Source organism: Stenotrophomonas sp. RG-453, from assembly GCF_033843685.1.
In the GTDB taxonomy this organism is placed as follows: Bacteria; Pseudomonadota; Gammaproteobacteria; order Xanthomonadales; family Xanthomonadaceae; genus Stenotrophomonas; species Stenotrophomonas bentonitica_A.
Window position 1 is genome coordinate 174,476 of the sequence record NZ_JAMYED010000007.1, and the last position, 20,781, is coordinate 195,256.

General features: G+C 67.6%; 19 protein-coding genes. 13 read left to right on the forward strand and 6 right to left on the reverse strand.

Going from position 1 to position 20,781, the window contains the following annotated elements; genetic code table 11:
• Window positions 1–118: 118 nt before the first annotated feature.
• From trxB to NJD74_RS14705, 5 genes are all read left to right on the forward strand, one after another.
• A complete protein-coding gene (trxB, locus tag NJD74_RS14685) occupies window positions 119–1,081 on the forward strand; it encodes a thioredoxin-disulfide reductase (protein WP_102788476.1) in 963 nt (320 codons plus the stop codon).
• Between the two features lie 114 nt (window positions 1,082–1,195).
• Window positions 1,196–2,323 carry a GNAT family N-acetyltransferase gene (locus NJD74_RS14690; protein WP_319624468.1) on the forward strand — a complete coding sequence of 376 codons (1,128 nt, stop codon included), beginning with the start codon at window positions 1,196–1,198 and terminating at the stop codon, window positions 2,321–2,323.
• Window positions 2,320–3,069 carry a leucyl/phenylalanyl-tRNA--protein transferase gene (gene aat / locus NJD74_RS14695; protein WP_319624469.1) on the forward strand — a complete coding sequence of 250 codons (750 nt, stop codon included), beginning with the start codon at window positions 2,320–2,322 and terminating at the stop codon, window positions 3,067–3,069. Before NJD74_RS14690 ends, aat begins: the two co-directional genes overlap by 4 nt.
• An 86-nt stretch (window positions 3,070–3,155) precedes the next feature.
• A complete protein-coding gene (gene infA, locus NJD74_RS14700) occupies window positions 3,156–3,374 on the forward strand; it encodes a translation initiation factor IF-1 (RefSeq protein WP_005409596.1) in 219 nt (72 codons plus the stop codon).
• Between the two features lie 215 nt (window positions 3,375–3,589).
• A complete protein-coding gene (locus NJD74_RS14705; RefSeq protein WP_070471582.1) occupies window positions 3,590–3,952 on the forward strand; it encodes a hypothetical protein in 363 nt (120 codons plus the stop codon).
• 82 nt (window positions 3,953–4,034) lie between these two features.
• On the opposite strand, the gene clpA is transcribed toward NJD74_RS14705, so the two are convergent.
• Together clpA and clpS are read right to left on the reverse strand one after the other, a co-directional pair.
• Entirely contained in the window at window positions 4,035–6,314 is a 2,280-nt protein-coding gene (gene clpA / locus NJD74_RS14710; protein WP_070471583.1) for an ATP-dependent Clp protease ATP-binding subunit ClpA, read from the reverse strand.
• Window positions 6,315–6,681: 367 nt separating this feature from the next.
• Complete coding sequence (gene clpS / locus NJD74_RS14715) at window positions 6,682–7,014, reverse strand: ATP-dependent Clp protease adapter ClpS (RefSeq protein ID WP_019184760.1); 333 nt, start codon at window positions 7,012–7,014, stop codon at window positions 6,682–6,684.
• Between the two features lie 94 nt (window positions 7,015–7,108).
• On the opposite strand from clpS, the gene NJD74_RS14720 reads away from it, so the two are divergent.
• The 6 genes from NJD74_RS14720 to NJD74_RS14745 all read left to right on the forward strand — a co-directional run bounded on the left by NJD74_RS14720 (window position 7,109) and on the right by NJD74_RS14745 (window position 11,512).
• Complete coding sequence (locus NJD74_RS14720) at window positions 7,109–7,573, forward strand: YbjN domain-containing protein (RefSeq protein ID WP_319624470.1); 465 nt, start codon at window positions 7,109–7,111, stop codon at window positions 7,571–7,573.
• A gap of 1 nt (window position 7,574) precedes the next feature.
• Complete coding sequence (locus NJD74_RS14725; RefSeq protein ID WP_070427351.1) at window positions 7,575–8,036, forward strand: NUDIX hydrolase; 462 nt, start codon at window positions 7,575–7,577, stop codon at window positions 8,034–8,036.
• Window positions 8,033–9,172 carry a tRNA 2-thiouridine(34) synthase MnmA gene (mnmA, locus tag NJD74_RS14730; protein WP_070471585.1) on the forward strand — a complete coding sequence of 380 codons (1,140 nt, stop codon included), beginning with the start codon at window positions 8,033–8,035 and terminating at the stop codon, window positions 9,170–9,172. Before NJD74_RS14725 ends, mnmA begins: the two co-directional genes overlap by 4 nt.
• Complete coding sequence (hflD, locus tag NJD74_RS14735; protein ID WP_070471586.1) at window positions 9,169–9,783, forward strand: high frequency lysogenization protein HflD; 615 nt, start codon at window positions 9,169–9,171, stop codon at window positions 9,781–9,783. Before mnmA ends, hflD begins: the two co-directional genes overlap by 4 nt.
• Window positions 9,784–9,917: 134 nt before the next feature.
• The gene (locus tag NJD74_RS14740; RefSeq protein WP_019184765.1) at window positions 9,918–11,108 is read left to right on the forward strand and encodes a methyl-accepting chemotaxis protein; all 1,191 of its coding nucleotides are present in this window, start codon (window positions 9,918–9,920) and stop codon (window positions 11,106–11,108) included.
• Between the two features lie 98 nt (window positions 11,109–11,206).
• Entirely contained in the window at window positions 11,207–11,512 is a 306-nt protein-coding gene (locus tag NJD74_RS14745; protein ID WP_070427348.1) for a hypothetical protein, read from the forward strand.
• 333 nt (window positions 11,513–11,845) lie between these two features.
• Here NJD74_RS14745 and NJD74_RS14750 read toward each other — a convergent pair whose 3' ends face one another.
• Entirely contained in the window at window positions 11,846–14,629 is a 2,784-nt protein-coding gene (locus NJD74_RS14750; protein WP_102788473.1) for a bifunctional diguanylate cyclase/phosphodiesterase, read from the reverse strand.
• 150 nt (window positions 14,630–14,779) lie between these two features.
• Here NJD74_RS14750 and NJD74_RS14755 point away from each other — a divergent pair, with 150 nt between their 5' ends.
• Together NJD74_RS14755 and NJD74_RS14760 are read left to right on the forward strand one after the other, a co-directional pair.
• Complete coding sequence (locus NJD74_RS14755; RefSeq protein ID WP_102788472.1) at window positions 14,780–16,885, forward strand: PAS domain S-box protein; 2,106 nt, start codon at window positions 14,780–14,782, stop codon at window positions 16,883–16,885.
• Window positions 16,886–16,889: 4 nt separating this feature from the next.
• Window positions 16,890–18,647: an EAL domain-containing protein gene (locus NJD74_RS14760; protein WP_019184769.1), complete on the forward strand. Its 1,758-nt coding sequence runs from the start codon at window positions 16,890–16,892 to the stop codon at window positions 18,645–18,647.
• Window positions 18,648–18,819: 172 nt separating this feature from the next.
• Here NJD74_RS14760 and NJD74_RS14765 read toward each other — a convergent pair whose 3' ends face one another.
• From NJD74_RS14765 to flgM, 3 genes are all read right to left on the reverse strand, one after another.
• Window positions 18,820–20,043 carry an ATP-binding protein gene (locus NJD74_RS14765; protein ID WP_026070036.1) on the reverse strand — a complete coding sequence of 408 codons (1,224 nt, stop codon included), beginning with the start codon at window positions 20,041–20,043 and terminating at the stop codon, window positions 18,820–18,822.
• Between the two features lie 84 nt (window positions 20,044–20,127).
• Complete coding sequence (locus NJD74_RS14770) at window positions 20,128–20,460, reverse strand: hypothetical protein (protein ID WP_026070037.1); 333 nt, start codon at window positions 20,458–20,460, stop codon at window positions 20,128–20,130.
• Window positions 20,461–20,462: 2 nt separating this feature from the next.
• A complete protein-coding gene (flgM, locus tag NJD74_RS14775; protein ID WP_019184772.1) occupies window positions 20,463–20,765 on the reverse strand; it encodes a flagellar biosynthesis anti-sigma factor FlgM in 303 nt (100 codons plus the stop codon).
• Window positions 20,766–20,781: the final 16 nt, after the last annotated feature.

Below are 20,781 nucleotides of genomic sequence, written 5' to 3' on the forward strand. Positions count from 1 at the left end.
GCCGCGTTCCACTGCGCGCCTTGAATCGCCCCGCCCCTGCCGCCACTCTATGACTTCGCTCGGATGCCGCGCAATCACTGCGCCGGCACTCCCGCCCTACCTTCTATTGCGAGCTTACATGAGCAACTCCAAGCACTCCCGCCTGTTGATCCTTGGTTCCGGCCCGGCCGGCTGGACCGCCGCCGTCTACGCCGCGCGCGCCAACCTCAAGCCCGTCGTGATCACCGGCCTGCAGCAGGGCGGCCAGCTGATGACCACCACCGAGGTGGACAACTGGCCTGGAGATGCACACGGCCTGATGGGCCCGGACCTGATGACCCGCATGCAGGCGCATGCCGAGCGCTTCGAGACCGAGGTCATCTTCGACCACATCCACACCGCTGATGTCTCCCAGCGCCCGTTCAAGCTGATCGGCGACAGCGCCGAGTACACCTGCGACGCCCTGATCATCGCCACCGGCGCCACCGCCAAGTACCTGGGCATCCCCAGCGAAGAGGCCTTCAAGGGCCGCGGCGTGTCCGCCTGCGCCACCTGCGACGGCTTCTTCTACCGTGACCAGGACGTGGTCGTGGTCGGCGGCGGCAACACCGCCGTGGAAGAGGCCCTGTACCTGTCCAACATCGCCCGCAAGGTCTACCTGGTCCACCGCCGCGACACCCTCAAGGCGGAAAAGATCATGCAGGACAAGCTGTTCGCCAAGGTCGCCGCCGGCAAGATCGAGACCGTGTGGCACCACCAGGTGGACGAAGTGCTGGGCAACGACGCCGGCGTGACCGGTGTGCGCGTCAAGTCCACGCTGGACGGCAGCACCCGTGACATCGAGGCCCATGGCTTCTTCGTGGCGATCGGCCACCACCCCAACACCAGCCTGTTCGATGGCCAGCTGACCATGAACAACGGCTACCTGGACATCCGCTCGGGCCTGGGCGGCAACGCCACCCAGACCTCGGTGGAAGGCGTGTTCGCCGCCGGCGACGTGGCCGACCAGCACTACCGTCAGGCGATCACCTCGGCCGGCTTCGGCTGCATGGCCGCACTGGATGCCGAGCGCTATCTGGATGCGAAGGGTCAGGCGAGCTGATCTGACGCCCGAATCGCGCAGCACACGAAGGCCGGTGAATCATTCACCGGCCTTTTTACTGGCCGGTACGTTCCGCCCGCCCTGCGCCCGTCCCACCTGCTCTATCCTCTGCCCATGCCCGATCCACGTTTCCTGCATCGCCTGTCCGATGTCCCCGCCGCCGCCTGGGACGCCCTGCACGACGGCCGCAACCCGTTCCTGTCGCACGCCTTCCTCGCCGGCCTTGAAGAACACGGTTGCCTGCGCCCCGAATGGGGCTGGCGGCCGCGCCACTTCACCCTGTGGGACGGGGACACCCTGGTCGCGGCGATCCCGGGTTATCTCAAGGACAACTCGCACGGCGAGTTCGTGTTCGATCACGCCTGGGCGCACGCGTACGCCCAGCACGGGCTGGACTACTTCCCCAAGTGGCTGGGCGCGGTGCCGTATTCGCCCGTGACCGGCCCGCGTCTACTTGCCGGCACAACGGAGGATCGTGGCGCGCTGCTGGCATCGCTGGCGGGCGAAGTGGCACGCCTGGGCTGGTCCTCGGCCCACATCAACTTCCACCCCGCCGAGGAAGACCCCGCCTTCAGCCCGGACTGGCTGCTGCGCGAGGACATCCAGTTCCAGTGGCACAACCCCGGTGGCTGGCAGACCTTCGACGACTTCCTCGGCGCGATGGACCACAAGCACCGCAAGAACATCCGCCAGGAACGGGCCAAGCTCGCGCGCAGCGGCGTCACGTATCGCATCGTGCATGGCGATGAGGCGACCGAGGCCGATCTGCGCGCCATGCACGGCTTCTACCTGCAGACCTTCGCCGAGTACGGCAACTCGCCCGCGCTGACGCTGCCGTTCCTGCAGCATCTCGCCCGCACGATGCCGCGCGCGCTGGTGATCTTCCTGGCCGTGCTCGATGGCGAGCCGGTCGCCGGTGCGCTGTGCCTGCGTGGCGCAGACACGCTCTATGGGCGCTACTGGGGCGGCGCCACCCTGCCCGGCCTGCATTTCGAGACCTGCTACTACCAGGGCATCGCCTACTGCCTGCGCGAAGGACTGGCCCGCTTCGAGCCCGGCGCCCAAGGTGAGCACAAGCTGGCGCGCGGCTTCCTGCCGCACCGGGTGCGCAGCCGGCACTGGATCGCCGAGCCCGCCTTTGCCGAGGCACTGGTTGCGTGGTGCGCACAGGAGCGCGCCGAGGTCGCCCACTACGCACGTGTACTGGCGTCGCACAGTCCGTTCAAGGCCGACCTGGCATGACCCGCCGGCTGCCCTGGCGCCTGGACGATGCGCCGGACGCTCCCTTCCCGCCCGCGGAGACCGCGCTGCGCGATCCGGATGGCCTGCTGGCGCTCGGCGGCGACCTCTCGCCGGTGCGGCTGCTCAATGCCTATGCCGGCGGTATCTTTCCGTGGTTCTCCGAAGGCCAGCCGCTGCTGTGGTGGTCGCCGGACCCGCGCATGGTGTTCCGTACCGACGGCGTGCACCTGTCCAGCCGCTTTCGCCGCTCGCTCCGGCAGAGCACCTGGACGCTACGGGCCGACACCTGTTTCGAGCAGGTGATCGATGCCTGCGCGGCCAGCCCGCGCCCGGGCCAGGACGGCACCTGGATCACGCGCGACATGCGCGACGCCTACGTCGACCTGCACCGTCTCGGCTTCGCGCACTCGGTGGAGGTGTTCGATGGCAATGCCCTGGTCGGCGGCATCTACGGGGTGGCGATCGGGCGGATGTTCTTTGGGGAGAGCATGTTCAGTGCGGTCTCGGGCGGCTCCAAGGTCGCCCTGGCAGGGTTGGCCCATCGGCTGGCCAGCTGGGGGTGGCCGCTGATCGATGCGCAGGTCGAAAATGACCATCTCCTGCGCATGGGCGCTGAGCACTGGCCCCGGCAGCGTTTTCTCGCACTGGTCCGTGAACAGGTCCAACAGCCAGCCGCCGCAGGCGATTGGGTGGATTTGTTCGGCACACTGACCGCCGCCGAAATCGCTGATCCGGACCGGCCTTAACCAAAACTTTGCATCAATCGCCCGACGCGCGTAAAATGCCCGCTCTTCAGGCCAGCTCGGCCGGTTACAGAACTGCACAGGACTACATGTCGAAAGACGACTCCATCGAGTTCGAAGGCACCGTCAGCGAGACGCTGCCGAACACCACTTTCCGCGTACGACTGGAAAATGGGCATGAAATCATCGCCCACATCTCCGGCCGCATGCGCAAGAACTACATCCGCATCCTGACGGGCGACCGCGTCAAGGTCGAAATGACCCCGTACGACCTGACCAAGGGTCGCATCACCTACCGCATGAAATAAGCGGTCCGGGGGTTGTTCCCGCCAGAAGGCCAGCCAGGTGCTGGCCTTTTCGCGTGGGCGGCATTCTGCCGGCAGCGGCCTTACCCTGCCAAGCGACACCCTGACCCAGTGCACCCTGACGTCGGTCAGGATGCCTTGATGCAGATTCGCCCTGGCACGCAACGGTCCACGCTGGCGGTCGATCCAATCCGGATCATGACCCGATGGCCCCCGCCATGAAGTACCTGTCTCCCCTGCTCCTGATCACCTGTCTGGCCGCCGCGTCGGCCCAGGCCGCCGAACCCACAGCCCCCGGCGACTGCATCACGCTCTCTGCGGATCAACAGCTGGTACGCAACGGGGCTGACCGCGACGTGCTGCTGCGCAATGGCGACCAGCATTACCTGGTGCGTTTCGAACGCTCCTGCAGCAGCGCCGCGATGTCGCCGAAGCTCGCCTTTGTCACGCCCGGCCGGGAGGGCCAACTCTGCGGCGCAGGGGCCAGCAAGCTGCGCACCAATGGACAGAGCTGCGCGATCAGTGCCGTTGATCCGATCACCGCCGAGGAATTCACACGCAAGGCGCGCGCGCGCCAGTGATCGGCCAAGCACCCACGCCCGCGTAAACAAAAGCCCCCTTTCGGGGGCTTTTGCATTCATCTCGACAACACCTGCGACCCGATTACACCGTGGCCGGCAACAGACGCTCCGGCTCGGCCTCGGTCTCGACAAACAGCTGGTCGTCGCGGACGTCGATGCTGACCTTGCCACCGTTGACCAGCTTGCCGAACAGCAGCTCGTCGGCCAGCGGACGCTTGATCTTGTCCTGGATCACGCGCGCCATCGGGCGGGCACCCATCAGCGGATCGAAGCCATGGTGGGCCAGCCAGTCGCGCGCGGTCGGGGTGGCCGACAGGCTGACGTGCTTTTCCTGCAGCAGCATTTCCAGCTCGATCAGGAACTTGTCCACCACGCGCAGGATGTGCTCGAAGCCCAGCGCCTGGAACTGCACGATCGCATCCAGACGGTTGCGGAACTCCGGCGTGAAGCTCTTGCGGATGACCTCCATCGCGTCGGTGGCATGGTCCTGGCGGGTGAAGCCGATCGAACGCCGCGAGGCCTGGGCCGCGCCGGCATTGGTGGTCATCACCAGCACCACGTTCTTGAAGTTCGCCTCACGGCCATTGGTGTCGGTCAGCACACCGCGGTCCATGACCTGCAGCAGGATGTTGAAGATGTCCGGGTGGGCTTTTTCCACCTCGTCCAGCAGCAGCACGCAGTGCGGGGTCTTGACGATCTTCTCGGTCAGCAGGCCTCCCTGGTCGAAGCCGACATAGCCCGGAGGGGCACCGATCAGGCGGCTGATCGAATGCGACTCCATGTACTCGCTCATGTCGAAGCGGACCAGCTCGATGCCCAGCTGCAGCGCGAGCTGCTTGGTCACTTCGGTCTTGCCTACGCCGGTCGGGCCGGAGAACAGGAAGTTGCCGATCGGCTTTTCCGGATTGGCCAGGCCCGAGCGTGCCAGCTTGATCGCCGAGGACAGCGTCTCGATGGCCGGGTCCTGGCCGAAGATCACCATCTTCAGGTTGCGCTCCAGATGCTGGAGCACGTCCTTGTCGGTGGCGCTGACCTGCTTGGCCGGGATCCGCGCCATCTTGGCGACGATGGTCTCGATCTCCTCGATGTCGATCAGCTCCTTGCGCTCGCCGTCCGGCAGCAGCCGCTGGCGGGCACCGGCCTCGTCGATCACGTCGATCGCCTTGTCCGGCAGCAGGCGGTCGTTGATGTGCTTGACCGACAGGTCCACGGCGGCCTGCAGCGCGTCATCGGCATAGGTCACGCCGTGGTGCGCTTCGTACTTGGGCTTGAGGCCCTGCAGGATCTCGTAGGTCTCGCCCACCGTCGGCTCGACGATGTCGATCTTCTGGAAGCGGCGGGCCAGCGCCCGGTCCTTCTCGAAGATGCCGCGGTATTCCTGGAAGGTGGTCGAGCCGATGCAGCGCAGCTCGCCCGAGGCCAGGGCCGGCTTGATCAGGTTGGAGGCATCCATGGTGCCGCCCGAGGCGGACCCGGCACCGATGATGGTGTGGATCTCATCGATGAACAGCACCGCGTTGGGCAGCTTCTTCATCGCGGTCAGCACGCCCTTCAGGCGCTTTTCGAAATCACCGCGGTACTTGGTCCCGGCCACCAGCGCGCCCAGGTCCAGCGAGTAGATCACCGCATCGGCGAGCACATCCGGCACCGACCCTTCCACGATGCGCTTGGCCAGGCCTTCGGCAATGGCGGTCTTGCCCACGCCGGCCTCGCCCACGTAGAGCGGGTTGTTCTTGCGGCGGCGGCACAGGACCTGGATGGTGCGCTCGATCTCATCGGCACGGCCGACCAGCGGGTCGATCTTGCCGTTGCGGGCCTGGTCGTTGAGGTTGCTGGCGAACTCGGCCAGGGCATCGCCCTTGCCCTCGCCTTCGGCACCCTCGGCGCGGCCCTCGCCATCGGCGGCGGGCGGCACTTCGCCCTCCTCGCCCAGCTTGGCAATGCCATGGGAGAGATAATTGACGATGTCCAGCCGGGTCACGTCCTGCTGGTTGAGGTAGTACACGGCATGCGAGTCCTTCTCGCCGAAGATCGCGACCAGCACGTTGGCGCCGGTGACTTCCTTCTTGCCCGAGGACTGCACGTGGTAGACCGCGCGCTGCAGCACGCGCTGGAAGCCCAGGGTCGGCTGGGTATCGCGCCCATCATCTTCGGCCAGGCGCGAGACGGATGCCTCGATGGCCTGCTCCAGTTCCTGGCGCAGGCGCTCGGCGTCCGCACCGCAGGCCTTGAGAACGGCTTGGGCGGACGGGTTGTCGAGCAGTGCCAGCAGCAGGTGTTCCACCGTCATGAATTCATGCCGGGCCTCACGGGCGCGCTTGTAGCACTGTCCGATGGTGTGTTCGAGGTCTTTACTGAACATGATTAACTCCGGCGGCAGTTAGGAACAATATGCGGCCAACCTTCACGATTTCCATCACCCTAGCGGATCAGTGCGTTCAGACGGCGTTAGCACTCCGCCGATCGCGCCGATCCATTCGACGGCCTCCATCATGCACGAACTTGCCGCCACGAAATGGCAGCTTCAACGTGATGGTGATGTCATCGTGACGCCACCCCGGACCAGCGCTGGCCGGTGCAGCCGCCGGGCGGCAGCCTGGCGATGCTCACGTGGGTGCGGATGCCGAGAACCCGACGGCTCCGGCTAGGCTGGGGCTGGCCGCACGTCTGTCGCCATGGCTGGAACAGTGGCGGATCGCTGGCGCGCCTGTGGCGGGGCCAGGGGCGGCTCAGCCGCTGGCCTTCTCCATCGTGCACAGCAGCGGGTGCTGGTTCATGCGCGAGAATTCATTGACCTGGGCGACCTTGGATTCGGCGACCTCGCGGGTGAACACCCCGCACACGCCGCGGCCGCGGGTATGCACGTGGAGCATCACCTGGGTGGCCTGGTCCAGGTCCATCGAGAAGAAGTGCTGCAGGACCGTCACCACGAAATCCATCGGGGTGTAGTCGTCGTTCAACAGCATCACCTGGTACAGCGGCGGCGGCGCGACCTCGGGACGTGCAGGCTCAAGCAGCACGCCGTGGTCGTGATGAGTTTCGTGGGAAGTCTCGCGGGGCATCCCCCCATTATAGGGCCCCGCCCGGCCGGATTGGACGTTGCCCCCTGCGGCCTTCACAATCTGCACTCTCCAACCAGATGTTCACAGGGATTTCATGAAAAGGATTGCTGCCGCACTGCTGCTGGCCGTCACTGCCACCGGCGCCCATGCGGCCGAAGCGGACAAGGCCGTCGGGCGAGCGCTGGACACGCTCAAGTACACCTACGAGGTGGACGAGGACGGCGATTACAAGATGGTGTTCGACATGGATGACGGCCGCAGCCAGCTGGCCTTCGTGCGCTCCACCGTCGAGGAATTCGGCAAGCACAAGATCCGTGAGATCTGGTCGCCGGCCTACAATTCGCCGGGCAAGCAGTTCCCCGCTGCCGTCGCTAACCGCCTGCTGGAAGACTCGCAGGATGCCAAGATGGGTGCCTGGGTGAAGCAGGACCAGCTGGCGATGTTCGTGGTCAAGGTCGATGCCACTGCCACCCCGGAGCAACTCAGCGACGCCATCGATGCGGCCATCCGCACTGCGGACGCCATGGAACTCGAACTGACCGAGCAGGACGAATACTGAAGTGAATGCCGTGCAGGAACCGCGCTGGACGCCCCATGTCACCGTGGCCACCGTGGTGGTGCGTGACGGGCGTCTGTTGCTGGTCGAGGAGGCGATCGACGGCCGCCAGGTGCTGAACCAGCCCGCTGGCCACCTGGAGCCCGACGAGAGCCTGGCCGCCGCCGCGTGCCGGGAAACGCTGGAAGAGACCGGCTGGACGGTGCGCCTGAGCGCCTTCATCGGCACCTACCAGTGGACCGCCCCGGACGGCACGCCGTTCCTGCGCTTTGCCTATGCGGCCGAGCCGGTCTCGCACGATCCCGCCCGTCCGCTGGACACCGGGATCCTGCGGGCCGTGTGGCTGACCCCGGCCGAGCTGAAGGCCGAGCCCGGCCGGCTGCGCAGCCCGCTGGTCTGGCAGGTGGTGGCCGACTATCTGGCCGGCCAGCGCCACCCGCTCTCCATCGTCAAGGAGGCCGCATGAGCCCCCCACGGATCATGGTCGGTGTCTCCGGCGGCGTGGATTCCTCGGTCGCGGCCTGGCGGCTGGTCCAGCAGGGCGAGCCGGTGGCGGGACTGTTCATGCAGAACTGGGCCGATGACGGCAGTGGCGACTGCCGTGCCGAAGATGACCGCCGCGATGCGGTGGCAGTCTGCGGCCTGCTCGGCATCCCGTTCCACTTCCGCGATTTTTCCAGCGAGTACTGGCAGGGCGTGTTCGAGCATTTCCTGGCCGAGTACGCCGCCGGCCGCACGCCCAACCCGGACGTGCTGTGCAACCGCGAAGTGAAGTTCAAGCATTTCCTCGACGCCGCGCGCGAGCTTGGCGCCGAACGCATCGCAACCGGCCATTACGCGCGGATCGCCCAGGTGGGCGGCCGCTGGGCGCTGCTGCGCGGCGCCGACCGCAGCAAGGACCAGAGCTACTTCCTGCACCAGCTGGGCCAGGAACAGCTGGCCGCGACCCTGTTCCCGATCGGCGACCTGCAGAAGAACGACCTGCGCCGGATCGCACGGGATGCACGCCTGCCGACCCACGCCAAGAAGGATTCGACCGGGATCTGCTTCATCGGCGAACGCGACTTCCGCGAGTTCCTCGGCCGCTACCTGCCGGCCAGAACGGGCGAGATCCGCGATCCCGATGGCGCCCTGATCGCCGAACATCCCGGCGTGTTCTATTTCACGCTCGGCCAGCGCGAGGGCCTGAACATCGGTGGCGTGCGTGGCCGGCCGGCGGCCCCGTGGTACGTCGTCGGCAAGGACGTGGCCAGCAACGTGCTGTACGTGGACCAGGACCGCGAGAGCCCGTGGCTGCAGTCCACCCGCCTGCATTCGGAGGCCGCCCACTGGATCGCCGGCGCCCCGCCCGCGCGCCGCTTCGAGTGCACCGCCCAGACCCGTTACCGCCAGCCCGACGAGCCGTGCACCGTTACCGTGCGCGACGATGGCACCGTGGACGTGCGCTTCGCGCGCCCGCAGCGTGCCGTCACCCCGGGCCAATCGCTGGTGTTGTATGACGATGAGGTCTGCCTTGGTGGCGCCGTCATCGCCGCCACCGATGCGCCGCTGGAACAACGCCTTCGCGCCACCCCTTCTCCTTTCGAGGTATCTGCTGCATGAGTTTTTCCGTCGACGACCGCGTACTCGCTCTGGCCGGCATCGCCCAGGCCCTGCAGCAGGTGCGCCGCATCGCCGAAACCGGCCACTCCGAAGCCGCCGTGGTCCGCACCGCGGTGGAGAGCGTGTTCCGCATCGATGCGGCCAGCCCGCAGGACATCTACGGCAGCGCCAGCAATGTCGCCCCCGGCCTGCGCCTGCTGCACAACTACCTCAGCAGCCAGGGGCAGGACGAGCAGTTGCCGCGCCTGGCGCTGTCGGTGCTGCAGCTTGAGCGCCGCTTCGTGCGCGAGGACGCGATCGTGGCCAAGGTCAGCACCGGGATCGAGCGCGCCCGCACCCAGGCCGGCGAGCTGGGCGACAGCGCCCACCCGGACGTGCTCGCCGCACTGGGTGGCCTGTACGCGGACACCATCAGCAACCTCAAGCCGCGGGTGATGGTCCAGGGCAACCCGCACTACCTCGGCCAGGCGGGCGTGGTCGCCGAGATCCGCGCGCTGCTGCTGGCCGCGGTCCGTTCGGCGGTGCTGTGGCGCCAGACCGGTGGCCAGTACTGGGACTTCCTGTTCTCGCGCAAGACGATGCTGGAAGCGGTCGCGCGCCAGCTGCGCTGAGCTCGGCAGCCACCCATCGGGTGGCTCCACCCGGGGGGCCGGGACGTGCGGTTTTTGATCGAATGTGTGGTGCAGGACTAAAGCAAACCGGGGTACGGCCGATACAGCATCCGTGCACCTCCCCGAGAACGTCCATGTACTCACGCCTCTTCATCCGCCTGGCCGCCCCCCTGGTCCTGACCCTTCTGCTTCCCTTTGCCATCGGCTTCGAGTGGCCCGCCGCCCTGCGCTGGGCGATCCTGAGCACGATGACGCTCAGCTGGCTCGGGTTTGCCTGGTGGAGCGCCCGCGCCCAGACCCAGCGTTCGCCTGAGCAGGCCCGCATCATGCGCGAGCAGGACCAGCTGCTGACCGAGCTGCGCTCGTTCGTCGGCAACGAAATCGACGGCTCGCGTGGCGAAGTCGAACGTGCCCGCGACCTGATCCGTCATGCGGTCGGTGGCCTGGGCAGCAGCTTCGATGCGATGAACCGCAAGTCGCGCCAGCAGAGCCAGGCCCTGGCCCGCATCGTCGACCGCGCCGGCGAAGAAGGCGGTGCCGGCGTCGACGTGGCCCGTTTCGCCCAGCACGCCAGCCAGCGGATGGAGCAGCTGGTCGAGGCGCTGGAACAGGTCAGCGGCCAGAGCAGCAACACCGTGCAGCACATCGACCAGATGGCCCAGCACCTGGATGGCATCTTCGCGCTGCTGGAGGACGTCAAGTCGATCGCCGACCAGACCAACCTGCTGGCCCTGAACGCGGCCATCGAAGCCGCACGTGCCGGTGAAGCCGGCCGTGGCTTTGCGGTGGTCGCCGACGAAGTCCGCAACCTGTCCGAGCGCTCGACCACCTTCAACGAGCAGATCCGCAAGCTGGCGCACAGCTCCAAGGACGCCATCGCCAAGGTGCGCGAGACGGTCTCGCACATGGCCTCCCGCGATATGGACCGTTCCCGCGAAGCGCGCCACGAAGCGGCGCAGATGCTGGAGAACGTGGCCCAGATCAATGCCTCGCTCGGTGACGGCATGCGCGAGATCTCCGAATGCGGTCGCGCCATCGACAGCAGCGTCGCTGAAGCCGTGCGCGCCCTGCAGTTCGAAGACATCGCCACCCAGGCCCTGGGCGGCGTGCACACCCACCTGGACCGCCTGACGGCGATCAACCGCGAGGCCGTCGCCCTGCAGGAGCTGCTGCATCGCAGTGGCGGCGTGTTCGACGAGGAGGTCGTGACCGCCCTGCAGCGCACCGGCAGCCGCCTGCGTGACATGCGCACCGAGTGGGAGCGCCCGCCGCACAAGGCGGTCGCCCAGCAGAGCATGGCCGCAGGCGCGGTCGAGCTGTTCTGATCCAGATGTCCCGTGCCGACCCCGGCACAGACAACGGCCCCGGTTTCCCCGGGGCCGTTGTGCTTGCACGACCCGCCTTGGCTGCAGATGATTACCCGATGTTGAACGCGTCCGTGTTGTCCGTTGCATCCGTTGTCCCCGCCGAGCTGGAGCCGGCGGTGCAGCGCAGTGAGACCGTCACCGCCGTTGCAGCGCCTGCCGCTGCGGCAGCGCCGGTTGCCCCGCTGCAGGGCCGCGCCCTGATCGCACGGTTGGAGCAGCTGGCCCAGCAGGAACTCGCGCAGCTGGCCAAGCGCCCCGCGCCGGGCATCGTCACCCTGCCCTCCGCCGTCGACCCCGCCCTGGCCGGCCTGGCCTGGGACCTTGGCCTGAGCGGTGATGATCTGGATGCGGCGGCGCGCTGACGCTGCCTGCCCGGCATCAACCGCCGTGAACGCCAACGCAGCTACCCGTCATCGCACGTCCGCAAGCGGCCGTCACGGCGCTACCCGTTGAGGCGAGCGCAGCACTCGCCGCAGGACTGACGCCCAGGGCGGTTCGGCAGCTTCATCGTATTTCCATCTGTGTGCCCGCTGATATCGCCGGGCGATGGCCTGTGCCGGACCGAGGGGGACCCCGGCCGGAGGGCTGTGCGCAGGTCACATGCAACGCAAGCGCCGAGGTCGCGCACGACCCGTATGACGGGACGGCAACCCAGGGCTGTGCAGAGCCCACGGAGGGGCGCTGCAGGACCTTACTCAAACGCTCTGCGTCACCGCGGCATAGCTCTCGCGCGGCAGCGTCTGCGTGCCCAGCTTCAACCACTGCGCCAGATCGCGCGGCGCCAGCGGGCGCGAGTACAGGTAGCCCTGGATCTCATCGCAGCCCTGGCGGCGCAGCATGGCCTCTTCCTGCTCGGTCTCCACGCCTTCGGCCACGACCTTCATGCCCAGCGCGTGGCCCAGGTGCACGATCGCCTGGGTGACCTCAGCGGTGCCGGCATCGTGCAGCATGCCCTGGACGAAACTGCGGTCGATCTTCAGGCGCCCCACCGGGAAGCGGTTGAGGTAGTGCAGGTTCGAGAAGCCGGTACCGAAGTCGTCGACCGCCAGCGGCACGCCGTGGCGTTCGAGCACCTCGAAGCAGTGCCGCAGCACGTCGGTGTCACGGATCAGGGCGGACTCGGTCAGCTCCAGCTCCAGGCGCTGCGGCGGCCAGCCGTGGGCGTGGCAGATGTCGATCACGCGTTCGGCGAACCCGCGGTCGCGCAGCTGTACGGCCGACACGTTGACCGCCACGCGGTCGAATTGCAGGCCGGCGGCGTCCCACGCAGCGGCCTGGCGGCAGGCCTCGGCCAGCACCCAGTCACCGATCCGCACGATCTCGCCGCACTTCTCGGCAATCGGTATGAACTCGGCCGGGCTGCAGTAGCCGATGCCGGGCCGATGCCAGCGCAGCAGCGCCTCGATCGCCGGGGGCTGGTCGTTCTCGGCATGCAGCAGCGGCTGGTAGGCCAGGGTGAATTCTTCGCGCTCGATCGCGCCGAGCAGTGCGTGCTCGATCTCCAGCTTGCGCTGGATCTTGGCCAGGGCGTCCTGGCTGTAATACTGGTAGGTGTTGCGCCCGGCTTCCTTGGCCGCGTACATGGCGGCATCGGCGGCGCGCAGCAGCGATTCGAAATCCTGGCGACTCTCATCGAGCATCGCGATACCGACGCTGGCGCCGACTTTCAGCGTGCTCTCGCCGCGGTGCAGCGGCTCGGCCAGCGAGGCGATCAGTTTGCGCGCGACATGGCCGGCATCTTCCGGCGCGGCCAGGTCGCGCAGCACGACGATGAACTCGTCGCCGCTGAAGCGGCCGAACAGGTCGTTGTTGCGCAGGCTCTGGTGCAGGCGCGAGGCGGCCGCCTTGAGCAGCGCATCGCCGGTGGCGTGGCCGAAGGTGTCGTTGATGGTCTTGAAGCCGTCCAGGTCGATGAACAGCATCGCCAGCGGGCTGCCGCGATCGCGCGCCACCTCGATGGCATCGGCGGTCTGCTCGCGCAGCAGCATCCGGTTGGGCAGGCCGGTGAGCAGGTCGTAATGGGCCAGCAGTTCGATGCGCTCGTTGGCTTCGCGCTCGCGGGTGATGTCACGGAACAGCACCACGAACCGCGTCGGCAGGCCATCGCGGCGGTCCAGCTCGATCAGCACCTGGACCCAGATGCGCAGTCCGGACTGCCGGTAGAAGCACAGGTCCAGCTGCTCGGGCAGGCCCCCCTCGGCGATCCGCACCAGCGCCGCCTCGAACGCATCGCGCGAATCCTGGGTGTACAGGCTCAGGGCCTGGTCAAGGCTGATCGGCTCCTTGCGCAGCCCGTGGATGCGGTAGCACTCCTCGGTCCACTGCATGTGGCGGGTGCCCACCTCGATCTCGCAGCCGCCGATACGACCCAGGGCCGAGACGCGGTTGAGCAGCTCGGTACGCCAGCGGATCAGCGCATCGGTCTGGTGTTGTTCGGTAATGTTCTGGACTTGGCCCAGCAGGCGCTGGATGCGACCGTCCGGCCCGATCAGCGGCTGCATCCACACGCGCAGGTGCAGCGCGCCGTTGTCGCGGATCAGCTCCAGCTCCAGCGTGGTGGCCGCACCATCGCGCCACATCCGGCGCCAGGCATTGCGCAACCGGCCGCGCGACTGCGGTTCGAGCTGACGCAGCCAATGGCGGCGACCGTGCGGCGGTGTTTCGCCGGTGCCCAGCAGTACGCGGAACTCGGGCGACCACCAGAACCGGCGCGCCTCCGGATCCCAGGACCAGCTGCCCATGCTGGCGATGCGCTGGGCTTCGCGCAGCTGCACCTGCTGCTCGCGCAGCTGGACTTCCATCTGCTTCTGGGCCTGGATGTCGGTATGGGTGCCGACCATGCGCAGCGGCTGGCCATCGGCCGTGCGGGTGACCACCCGGCCCCGATCCAGCACCCAGCGCCACTCGCCATCGGGGTGCCGGGCGCGGAACTGGGCCGTATAGACCTCGCTCTCGCCGCGCAGGTGCGCATCCATCGCCAGCCGCACCGCCGGCTGGTCGTCCGGGTGGACGTTCTCCAGCAGCGCGCTCACGCCCTCGGCATGGCTGTGGGAGTCCTCGATGGGCTGACCATCCCAACGCCGCGAGCGGCGCACGCTGTCGCTGGGCAGGTCCCAGTCCCACAGCCCATGCCCGGCATGATCCAGGGCGACTTCCCAACGGCTGCCGGCATAGGCGGCGACCGGCTCGGGCACGCTCAGGGTGAAGGCCAGCAGATGCCCATCCGGATCGTGCACGGCGCGCATCCAGCCATCGAAGCGGCCACCGGGCCCACCGGGCAGCTGGCAGGGCACCAGCCCGCCGTCCGCGGCGAGCAGGCGCAGATCTTCCAGTACCTCGCCGTACGCGGCGACGGTTGCCGGCAGGCCGTGCTCGCGCGCGGCCGGGTTGGCGGCGATCGGACGACCGGCACGGTCGAGGATCACCAGCGCCGAGGCCAGTGGGTGCTGCAGCAGACTCGCGATAATGCCTTGGTCCACGCCCTGTAACTCCGAAAACGCACCCGACAACCGGGGAACGCAATCGTTAACGGCGGAGATTGCGGATTATTGAGTTCCCTGGCGACCTGCATCCTCACCCCGGGCAGGTAAGATGACGCTCGCCTTGTCCGACTGGCCCCGCCCTGCCCCATGCCGACCCACCTGCCAGGCCCTTCCGCACCCGCTGACGACACGCCCCTGGCCCGCGATCTGCGCCGCGACCGCTGGCGCGTGGTCGTGGCCTACCTGGTGCTGGCCCTGGTGTGGATCCTGTGCAGCGATGCGGCGGTCAAGGTGGTGGCCGGCGACCTGCAGACCGCGGCGCAGTGGCAGACCATCAAGGGCACGTTCTTCGTGGTCGCCAGTGCGGCGCTGATCTATCTGCTGCTGCGGCCGCTGGCCCAGCACGTGCTGCACACCCATGCGCGGCTGGAGAGTTCGGAAACCCGTCATCGGCAGATGTTCGAAGGCAATCCCGGCCCCATCCTGGTGTATGACCTGGAATCGCTGGCGATCCTGGACGTCAATCCGGCGGCGGCGGGCTTCTTCGGCTACAGCCGGGAAACCTTCACCGCGATGCCGATCACGGCGCTGTGGCCGCCCGGTCACGAGGCCCTGCTCGAAGCCAAGCTGGACCACATCCGCGCCAACCCCGAGCAGCTGTGCGTGATCACCGCCGATCTGCGCCTGAGTGATGGCAGCACCCGGCGCATGGAGATGCGCAGCAATTTCATCGATTACGGCGGCCGCCGTGCGCGACTGCTGATCGCGATCGACCGTACCCGCGAAGACCAGGCCCTGCTGCGCCGCGACCAGGCGTTGGCCCGCGTGGAGGAAGCGCACGAGATGGCGCGCATCGGCGCGTGGGAGATCGACCCGGCCACCGGACTGGGCCGCTACGCCAACCAGGTCTACCGCCTGCTGGCGCGGCGCGCGCCGGAAGCCCGGCGCTGGCACCGTTTCGAGGAACTGCTGGTGCCCGCCGATCCGGCCACCGCCGCGCTCAGCGAACAGCTGTTGCAGGAAATGAGCTCGGGCGAACCGGTGCAGATCGATGTGCTGCTGCCGCTGCTGGCGATGGACGGGCGCGCCTTGATGGTGCACCTGCGCGCCGAGAGCGGCCAGGACGATGCCGGGCGGCCGCGGGTGCTGGGCACCCTGCAGGACGTCACCGAGCGCGAGCAGTCGCGGCGCCTGTTGCGTGAGCGCGAAGAGCAGTTCCGCGAGCTGGTGCGGGTGCTGCCCGATGGCGTGGTGATCCTGTCCGAAGAACACGTGCTGTACGCCAACGCCTGCGCCGCCACCCAGTTCGGGTACGGCCACAACACCCTGCTCGGCGAGCCGCTGGCCGCGCTGGTGACCGCCGACGATCTGCCCCGCGTACGCGCCCAGCTGTTCGCCCAGCTGCCGCTGCACCACGGCGGGGCCGGCGAGGTGATCGGCATGCGCCGCTTCAACGGCCAGGCGTTCCAGGCCGGCCTGGCGGTCGGCGATGTGCGGTATGGCGGCCGCAACTGCAAATTGCTGATCGTGCGCGACCTCAGTGAGCCCGAGCGCATCCGCGAGGCGCTGGAAACCAGCAACCGCGAGCTGCAGGCCATGGCCGGCCGGCTGTTCTCGCTGCAGGAAGACGAGCGCCGCGCCATCTCGCGCGATCTGCACGACGATATCGGCCAGGCGATCACCGCGATGAAACTGTCCGCGTATGCGGCCCAGGATGAGCAGGACGCCGCCCGCCGCGACGAGGACCTGGCCCAGATCATCCAACTGGCCGATGCGACCGTGGGCAAGCTGCGCGACATCTCGACCCTGCTGCGCCCGCCGCAGCTGGATGCACTCGGGCTGGAAGCGGCGCTGCGCTGGCAGGCCGGCGTGCTGTTCCGCTCGGCGGCGATCGAGCTGCTGCCCGATATCCAGTCCCTGCCCCGGCGCCCGGCCGGCGATATCGAACAGGCCTGCTTCCGCATCGCCCAGGAAAGCCTGACCAACGTGCTGCGCCATGCGCGTGCGAGCCAGGTGAACCTGCATCTGCGCGATGTGGACGACCACGGCCTGCACCTGCAGGTCCGCGACGACGGCGAGGGCTTCGACCCGGATGGCCCGCGCGGGCTGGGCCTGATCGTGATGCGCGAGCGCGCGCAGAGCGTGGGTGGCACATTACGCATTGAATCGGCGCATGGCGCCGGTACCCTGATCGACCTTTACCTGCCGTACCGCGCCACCGGCGCGACGGCTCACGACGCACTGGAACACTGAGCTCATGTGGAACCCTTCCCTGCCCCTGGTCAGCATCGAGGACGCCCCGGCCCGCCTGGGCGCGGGCAATCCCGAACTGCAGGCGATGGTGACCGAGGCCGCGTCCGGCGGCACGCCGCTGATGCTGATGCACGTGGACATCGACCACTTCGCCTCGGTCAACGAGAACATGAGCGCCGAAGTCGGCGACCAGGCCCTGGTGCTGGTCGCCCAGCGCCTGCAGCACCACCTGCGTGGCCGCGGCAAGCTGTGGCGCCACGGCAGCGATGAATTCCTGCTGGCCGTGCCGCGCACCGCCGACATGCCACTGCCCGAAGACCTGGCCGAGGAAATCCGCCAGCAACTCGAGCTGCCGCTGTCGGTGCTGCCCTACACCCTGTTCATGACCGGCAAGCTGGGCGTGAGCCTGTGCCCGGAACACGCCACCGGTGTCTCGCGCCTGCTCGACCACGCCGAAGATGCGCTGTACCAGGCCGCCCGCGAAGGCGGCAACGCCGTGCGCATCCACGCCGTGGATACCCCCTCCAGCGCGCACAGCGAGAGCATCATCGCGCGCCAGATTGTCGATGCGATCCCCAACGGCGAGCTCAAGCTGCGTTACCAGCCGCTGGTCAGCGCACGCGACGGCCACGTGGTGGGGATGGAGGCACTGCTGCGCTGGCAGTCGCCCACCCTGGGGATGCTGGTGCCCGAGCGCTTCATGCGTACCGCCGAGCGGCTGGGCATCATCGTGCAGATCGGCACCTGGGTGCTGGAAGGCGCACTCAAACAGGCCAGGCTGTGGCGCGACCAGGGGTTTGATGACTTCACCATCGCGGTGAACGTCTCCACCCTGCAGCTGCTGCGCCCGAACTTCTTCGCCGAGGTGATGTCGCTGATGCAGGCGGCCGGCGTTCCGGCGCAGATGCTGACGCTGGAGATCAACGAAAGCGCGCTGACCAACAACGTCAACTTCGTCCACGAGACCCTGGTCAACCTGCGCAACGAAGGCATCAGCCTGAGCCTGGACAACTTCGGCACCGGCGATTCCAGCCTCAGCGCGCTGGTCCGCTATCCGGTGGACAAGCTCAAGATCGACCGCAGCTTCATCAAGAGTGCGCCGGCCGGCAATCGCGAGGCTGCCATCGCGCGCGCGATCATCGCCATGGGCCACCAGCTGGGCATGACGGTGATCGCCAACGGCGTCGAGTCGCAGGCACAGCTGGGCTTCCTGCGCCGCAACGACTGCGATGTGTTCCAGGGGTATCTGTTCGGCGAGCCGATGTCGGCCGACGCGGCCGGGATGACCCTGCGCCGCCGTTACCTGCGCCCGGAGGCCTTCGCCGAGACCCGCCCGGACCGCACGCTGTTGCTGCTGGACGACGAAGAGAACGTGCTGCGCTCGCTGGTGCGCCTGTTCCGCCGCGACGGCTACCGCATCCTGGCCGCCGGCAACGTGCGCGATGCGTTCGATCTGCTGGCCATCAACGATGTGCAGGTGATCCTCTCCGACCAGCGCATGAGCGACATGAGCGGCACCGAGTTCCTGGGCCGGGTGAAGATGCTCTACCCCGACACGATCCGGCTGGTGTTGTCCGGCTACACGGACCTCAACACGGTGACCGACGCGATCAACCGCGGTGCGATCTACCGGTTCCTGACCAAGCCATGGAACGATGATGAGCTGCGCAAGCACATCCACCAGGCATTCCGCACGCACGAGGAACAGCGCCGGGCGAACACCGCACCGGCGCCAGCGCTGCCGGCGGTTGACGCGGACTGAGTCGGATTGAGGCGGATTGACGCGGCAGCCGACCAACGGTCGGCTCTACGTTGCACGCGCCAGATATCCAGGTAGAGCCGACCGTTGGTCGGCTGCTCTCGCTCAACCGAACGCGATGCCTGAAAGCCCCTCCCCGCAATGCCGGCCAGCGACCGGCACGGCCATTGCCGGCTCAGCGCGGCTGCTTGATCGGCAGCACCACGCGGAACTTCGAGCCCACGCCCGGGGTGCTCTCCAGATCGATGCGGCCGTGGTGCTTGTTGATGATGCTGTAGGAGATCGACAGGCCCAGCCCCGTACCGCTGCCAACCGGCTTGGTGGTGAAGAACGGATCGAAGATGCGCTGGCGCAGGTCCGGTGAGATGCCGCCGCCGGTATCTTCAAATTCCACCCACACCGTGTCGCCGTCCACACCGGTGCGGACGTGGATCGTGCCGCGGTCGGCGATGGCGTGGCCAGCGTTGAGCAGCAGGTTCATGTAGACCTGGTTCAATTCCGAAGGCAGGCACTCCACCAGCGGCAACTGGCCGAACTCCCGGTGCAGGGCGACCTTGTACTTGAGCTCGTTCCAGATGATGTTGATCGTGGATTCCAGGCCCGCATGCAGGTCCACCAGCTTCCACGATTCATCGCGGCCGGAATACGAGAAGTCCTTCAGGTCACGCACGATCCGGGTCACCCGTTCGATGCCTTCGCGTGATTCGGCCATCAGCTGCGGCAGATCGCGGCTGATGAAGTCGATGTCGAAGCGTTGACGGATGTCGTCGATTTCCGGAATCAGTGCTTTCGGGTCCGGCGCACGCAACGCGCGCTCGTAGGCTTCGATCACGGTGAACAGGCTGCGCAGGTATTCCTGCAGGCTGCCCAAGTTGGAATGCACGTAACCGATCGGGTTGTTGATCTCGTGCGCCACGCCGGCAGCGAGCTGGCCGATGGAGGCCATCTTTTCCGACTGCAGCAGCTTTTCCTGGGTGCCGTTCAGGCGCAGGTAGGCCTGGCGCAGTTCGGCATGGCGCTGCTGCAGTTCGCGCTCGTAGTCTTCCTGGCCCTCGATACGCCGGAACAACGCCAGGTAGTGCCGCTGGCCAGCGTCGTCGTGATGGTAGACATGGGCAATGACCATGCGCTCGCCGACCGGCAGGCTGCCGTTCCAGTGGCCGTTGAGGCGCGCATGTTCCAGGGCATCCGGTGGCAGCAGCTGGCGCAGCCATTGCGCCGGCGTCTGCTCGGCATCGCGTTCGGCCTGGCCGAGGATCTCGCTGACCGCGGCATTGGCCAGGGCCACGCTGCCATCCTCGCGGAACAGCAGCACGCCCTCCTTGATCCGCTCGAACAGGGCAAGCAGGACCGGATGCGGAGGCAACGGGGCGGTGACAAGGGTGGAAGTTACGGTCACGGTCACATCGAGGCGGCTGGAAACAGGCGCTCAATATACGCGGTGACGTTCACATCGGCAGCCCGGGGCTGCCAGACAGGGAGATCAGGCGACCGCGAGGGGCCGCCGGGTGTGCAGGATGTGCGACTGGCCCTTGGCGTCATACGCCGAGGATTCTTCACTGCGGCCGAGCTGGCGCAGCGCCCAGTTCACTTCGCGGCGGCGGCGCGACAGCAGCACACCGTTGGCGTGGTTGCGCTCGGCCAGTTCCTGCACGCGTTCTGCCTGGCCGACCGGCAGCGCGGCCTCGAGCGCCCGAAGCGCTTCCAGTTTGGCGCCGGTCGCACGGATCAGCGCGTGCACGTCATGCTCGACCAAGGCCTGGCGTTCGACGTCCAGGGCATCGCTGAGGCGCTGCAGCGGCTCGCTCATCGCCAGCTTCATCCCTGCAGCTGCTGGTCCAGCTCAAGCATGCGCGAAGCGATCGCGTCAGGATTGATCTTGTAGCTGCCGTTCTGCAGGGCTTCGCGCACCGCCTGCACCCGCCCGGCATCGATCGCCGGCGCCGAGGACAGTTCACGCTGCAGGGTCTGCAGGCTGGTCGCTTCGCCGGTCAGGCGCAGGCTGTCAGCGGCTTCCACCGGGCGGGCCGGGGCATCGGTGCTGACGCTCGGCTTGTTGCCCGGAGCGACGCTGCGCAGATGGGCGGTGGCCGGGAGGTTGCCGTCGATTTTCTGGCTCATGGAGTTGTCCTGGGAA

Bases quoted from the DNA above. Each gene is read 5' to 3' on its own strand.
- trxB (WP_102788476.1), top strand. From the start codon at position 119: ATGAGCAACTCCAAGCACTCCCGCCTGTTGATCCTTGGTTCCGGCCCG.
- NJD74_RS14690 (WP_319624468.1), top strand. From the start codon at position 1,196: ATGCCCGATCCACGTTTCCTGCATCGCCTGTCCGATGTCCCCGCCGCC.
- aat (WP_319624469.1), top strand. From the start codon at position 2,320: ATGACCCGCCGGCTGCCCTGGCGCCTGGACGATGCGCCGGACGCTCCC.
- infA (WP_005409596.1), top strand. From the start codon at position 3,156: ATGTCGAAAGACGACTCCATCGAGTTCGAAGGCACCGTCAGCGAGACG.
- NJD74_RS14705 (WP_070471582.1), top strand. From the start codon at position 3,590: ATGAAGTACCTGTCTCCCCTGCTCCTGATCACCTGTCTGGCCGCCGCG.
- clpA (WP_070471583.1), bottom strand. From the start codon at position 6,314: ATGTTCAGTAAAGACCTCGAACACACCATCGGACAGTGCTACAAGCGC.
- clpS (WP_019184760.1), bottom strand. From the start codon at position 7,014: ATGCCCCGCGAGACTTCCCACGAAACTCATCACGACCACGGCGTGCTG.
- NJD74_RS14720 (WP_319624470.1), top strand. From the start codon at position 7,109: ATGAAAAGGATTGCTGCCGCACTGCTGCTGGCCGTCACTGCCACCGGC.
- mnmA (WP_070471585.1), top strand. From the start codon at position 8,033: ATGAGCCCCCCACGGATCATGGTCGGTGTCTCCGGCGGCGTGGATTCC.
- hflD (WP_070471586.1), top strand. From the start codon at position 9,169: ATGAGTTTTTCCGTCGACGACCGCGTACTCGCTCTGGCCGGCATCGCC.
- NJD74_RS14740 (WP_019184765.1), top strand. From the start codon at position 9,918: ATGTACTCACGCCTCTTCATCCGCCTGGCCGCCCCCCTGGTCCTGACC.
- NJD74_RS14745 (WP_070427348.1), top strand. From the start codon at position 11,207: ATGTTGAACGCGTCCGTGTTGTCCGTTGCATCCGTTGTCCCCGCCGAG.
- NJD74_RS14755 (WP_102788472.1), top strand. From the start codon at position 14,780: ATGCCGACCCACCTGCCAGGCCCTTCCGCACCCGCTGACGACACGCCC.
- NJD74_RS14760 (WP_019184769.1), top strand. From the start codon at position 16,890: ATGTGGAACCCTTCCCTGCCCCTGGTCAGCATCGAGGACGCCCCGGCC.
- flgM (WP_019184772.1), bottom strand. From the start codon at position 20,765: ATGAGCCAGAAAATCGACGGCAACCTCCCGGCCACCGCCCATCTGCGC.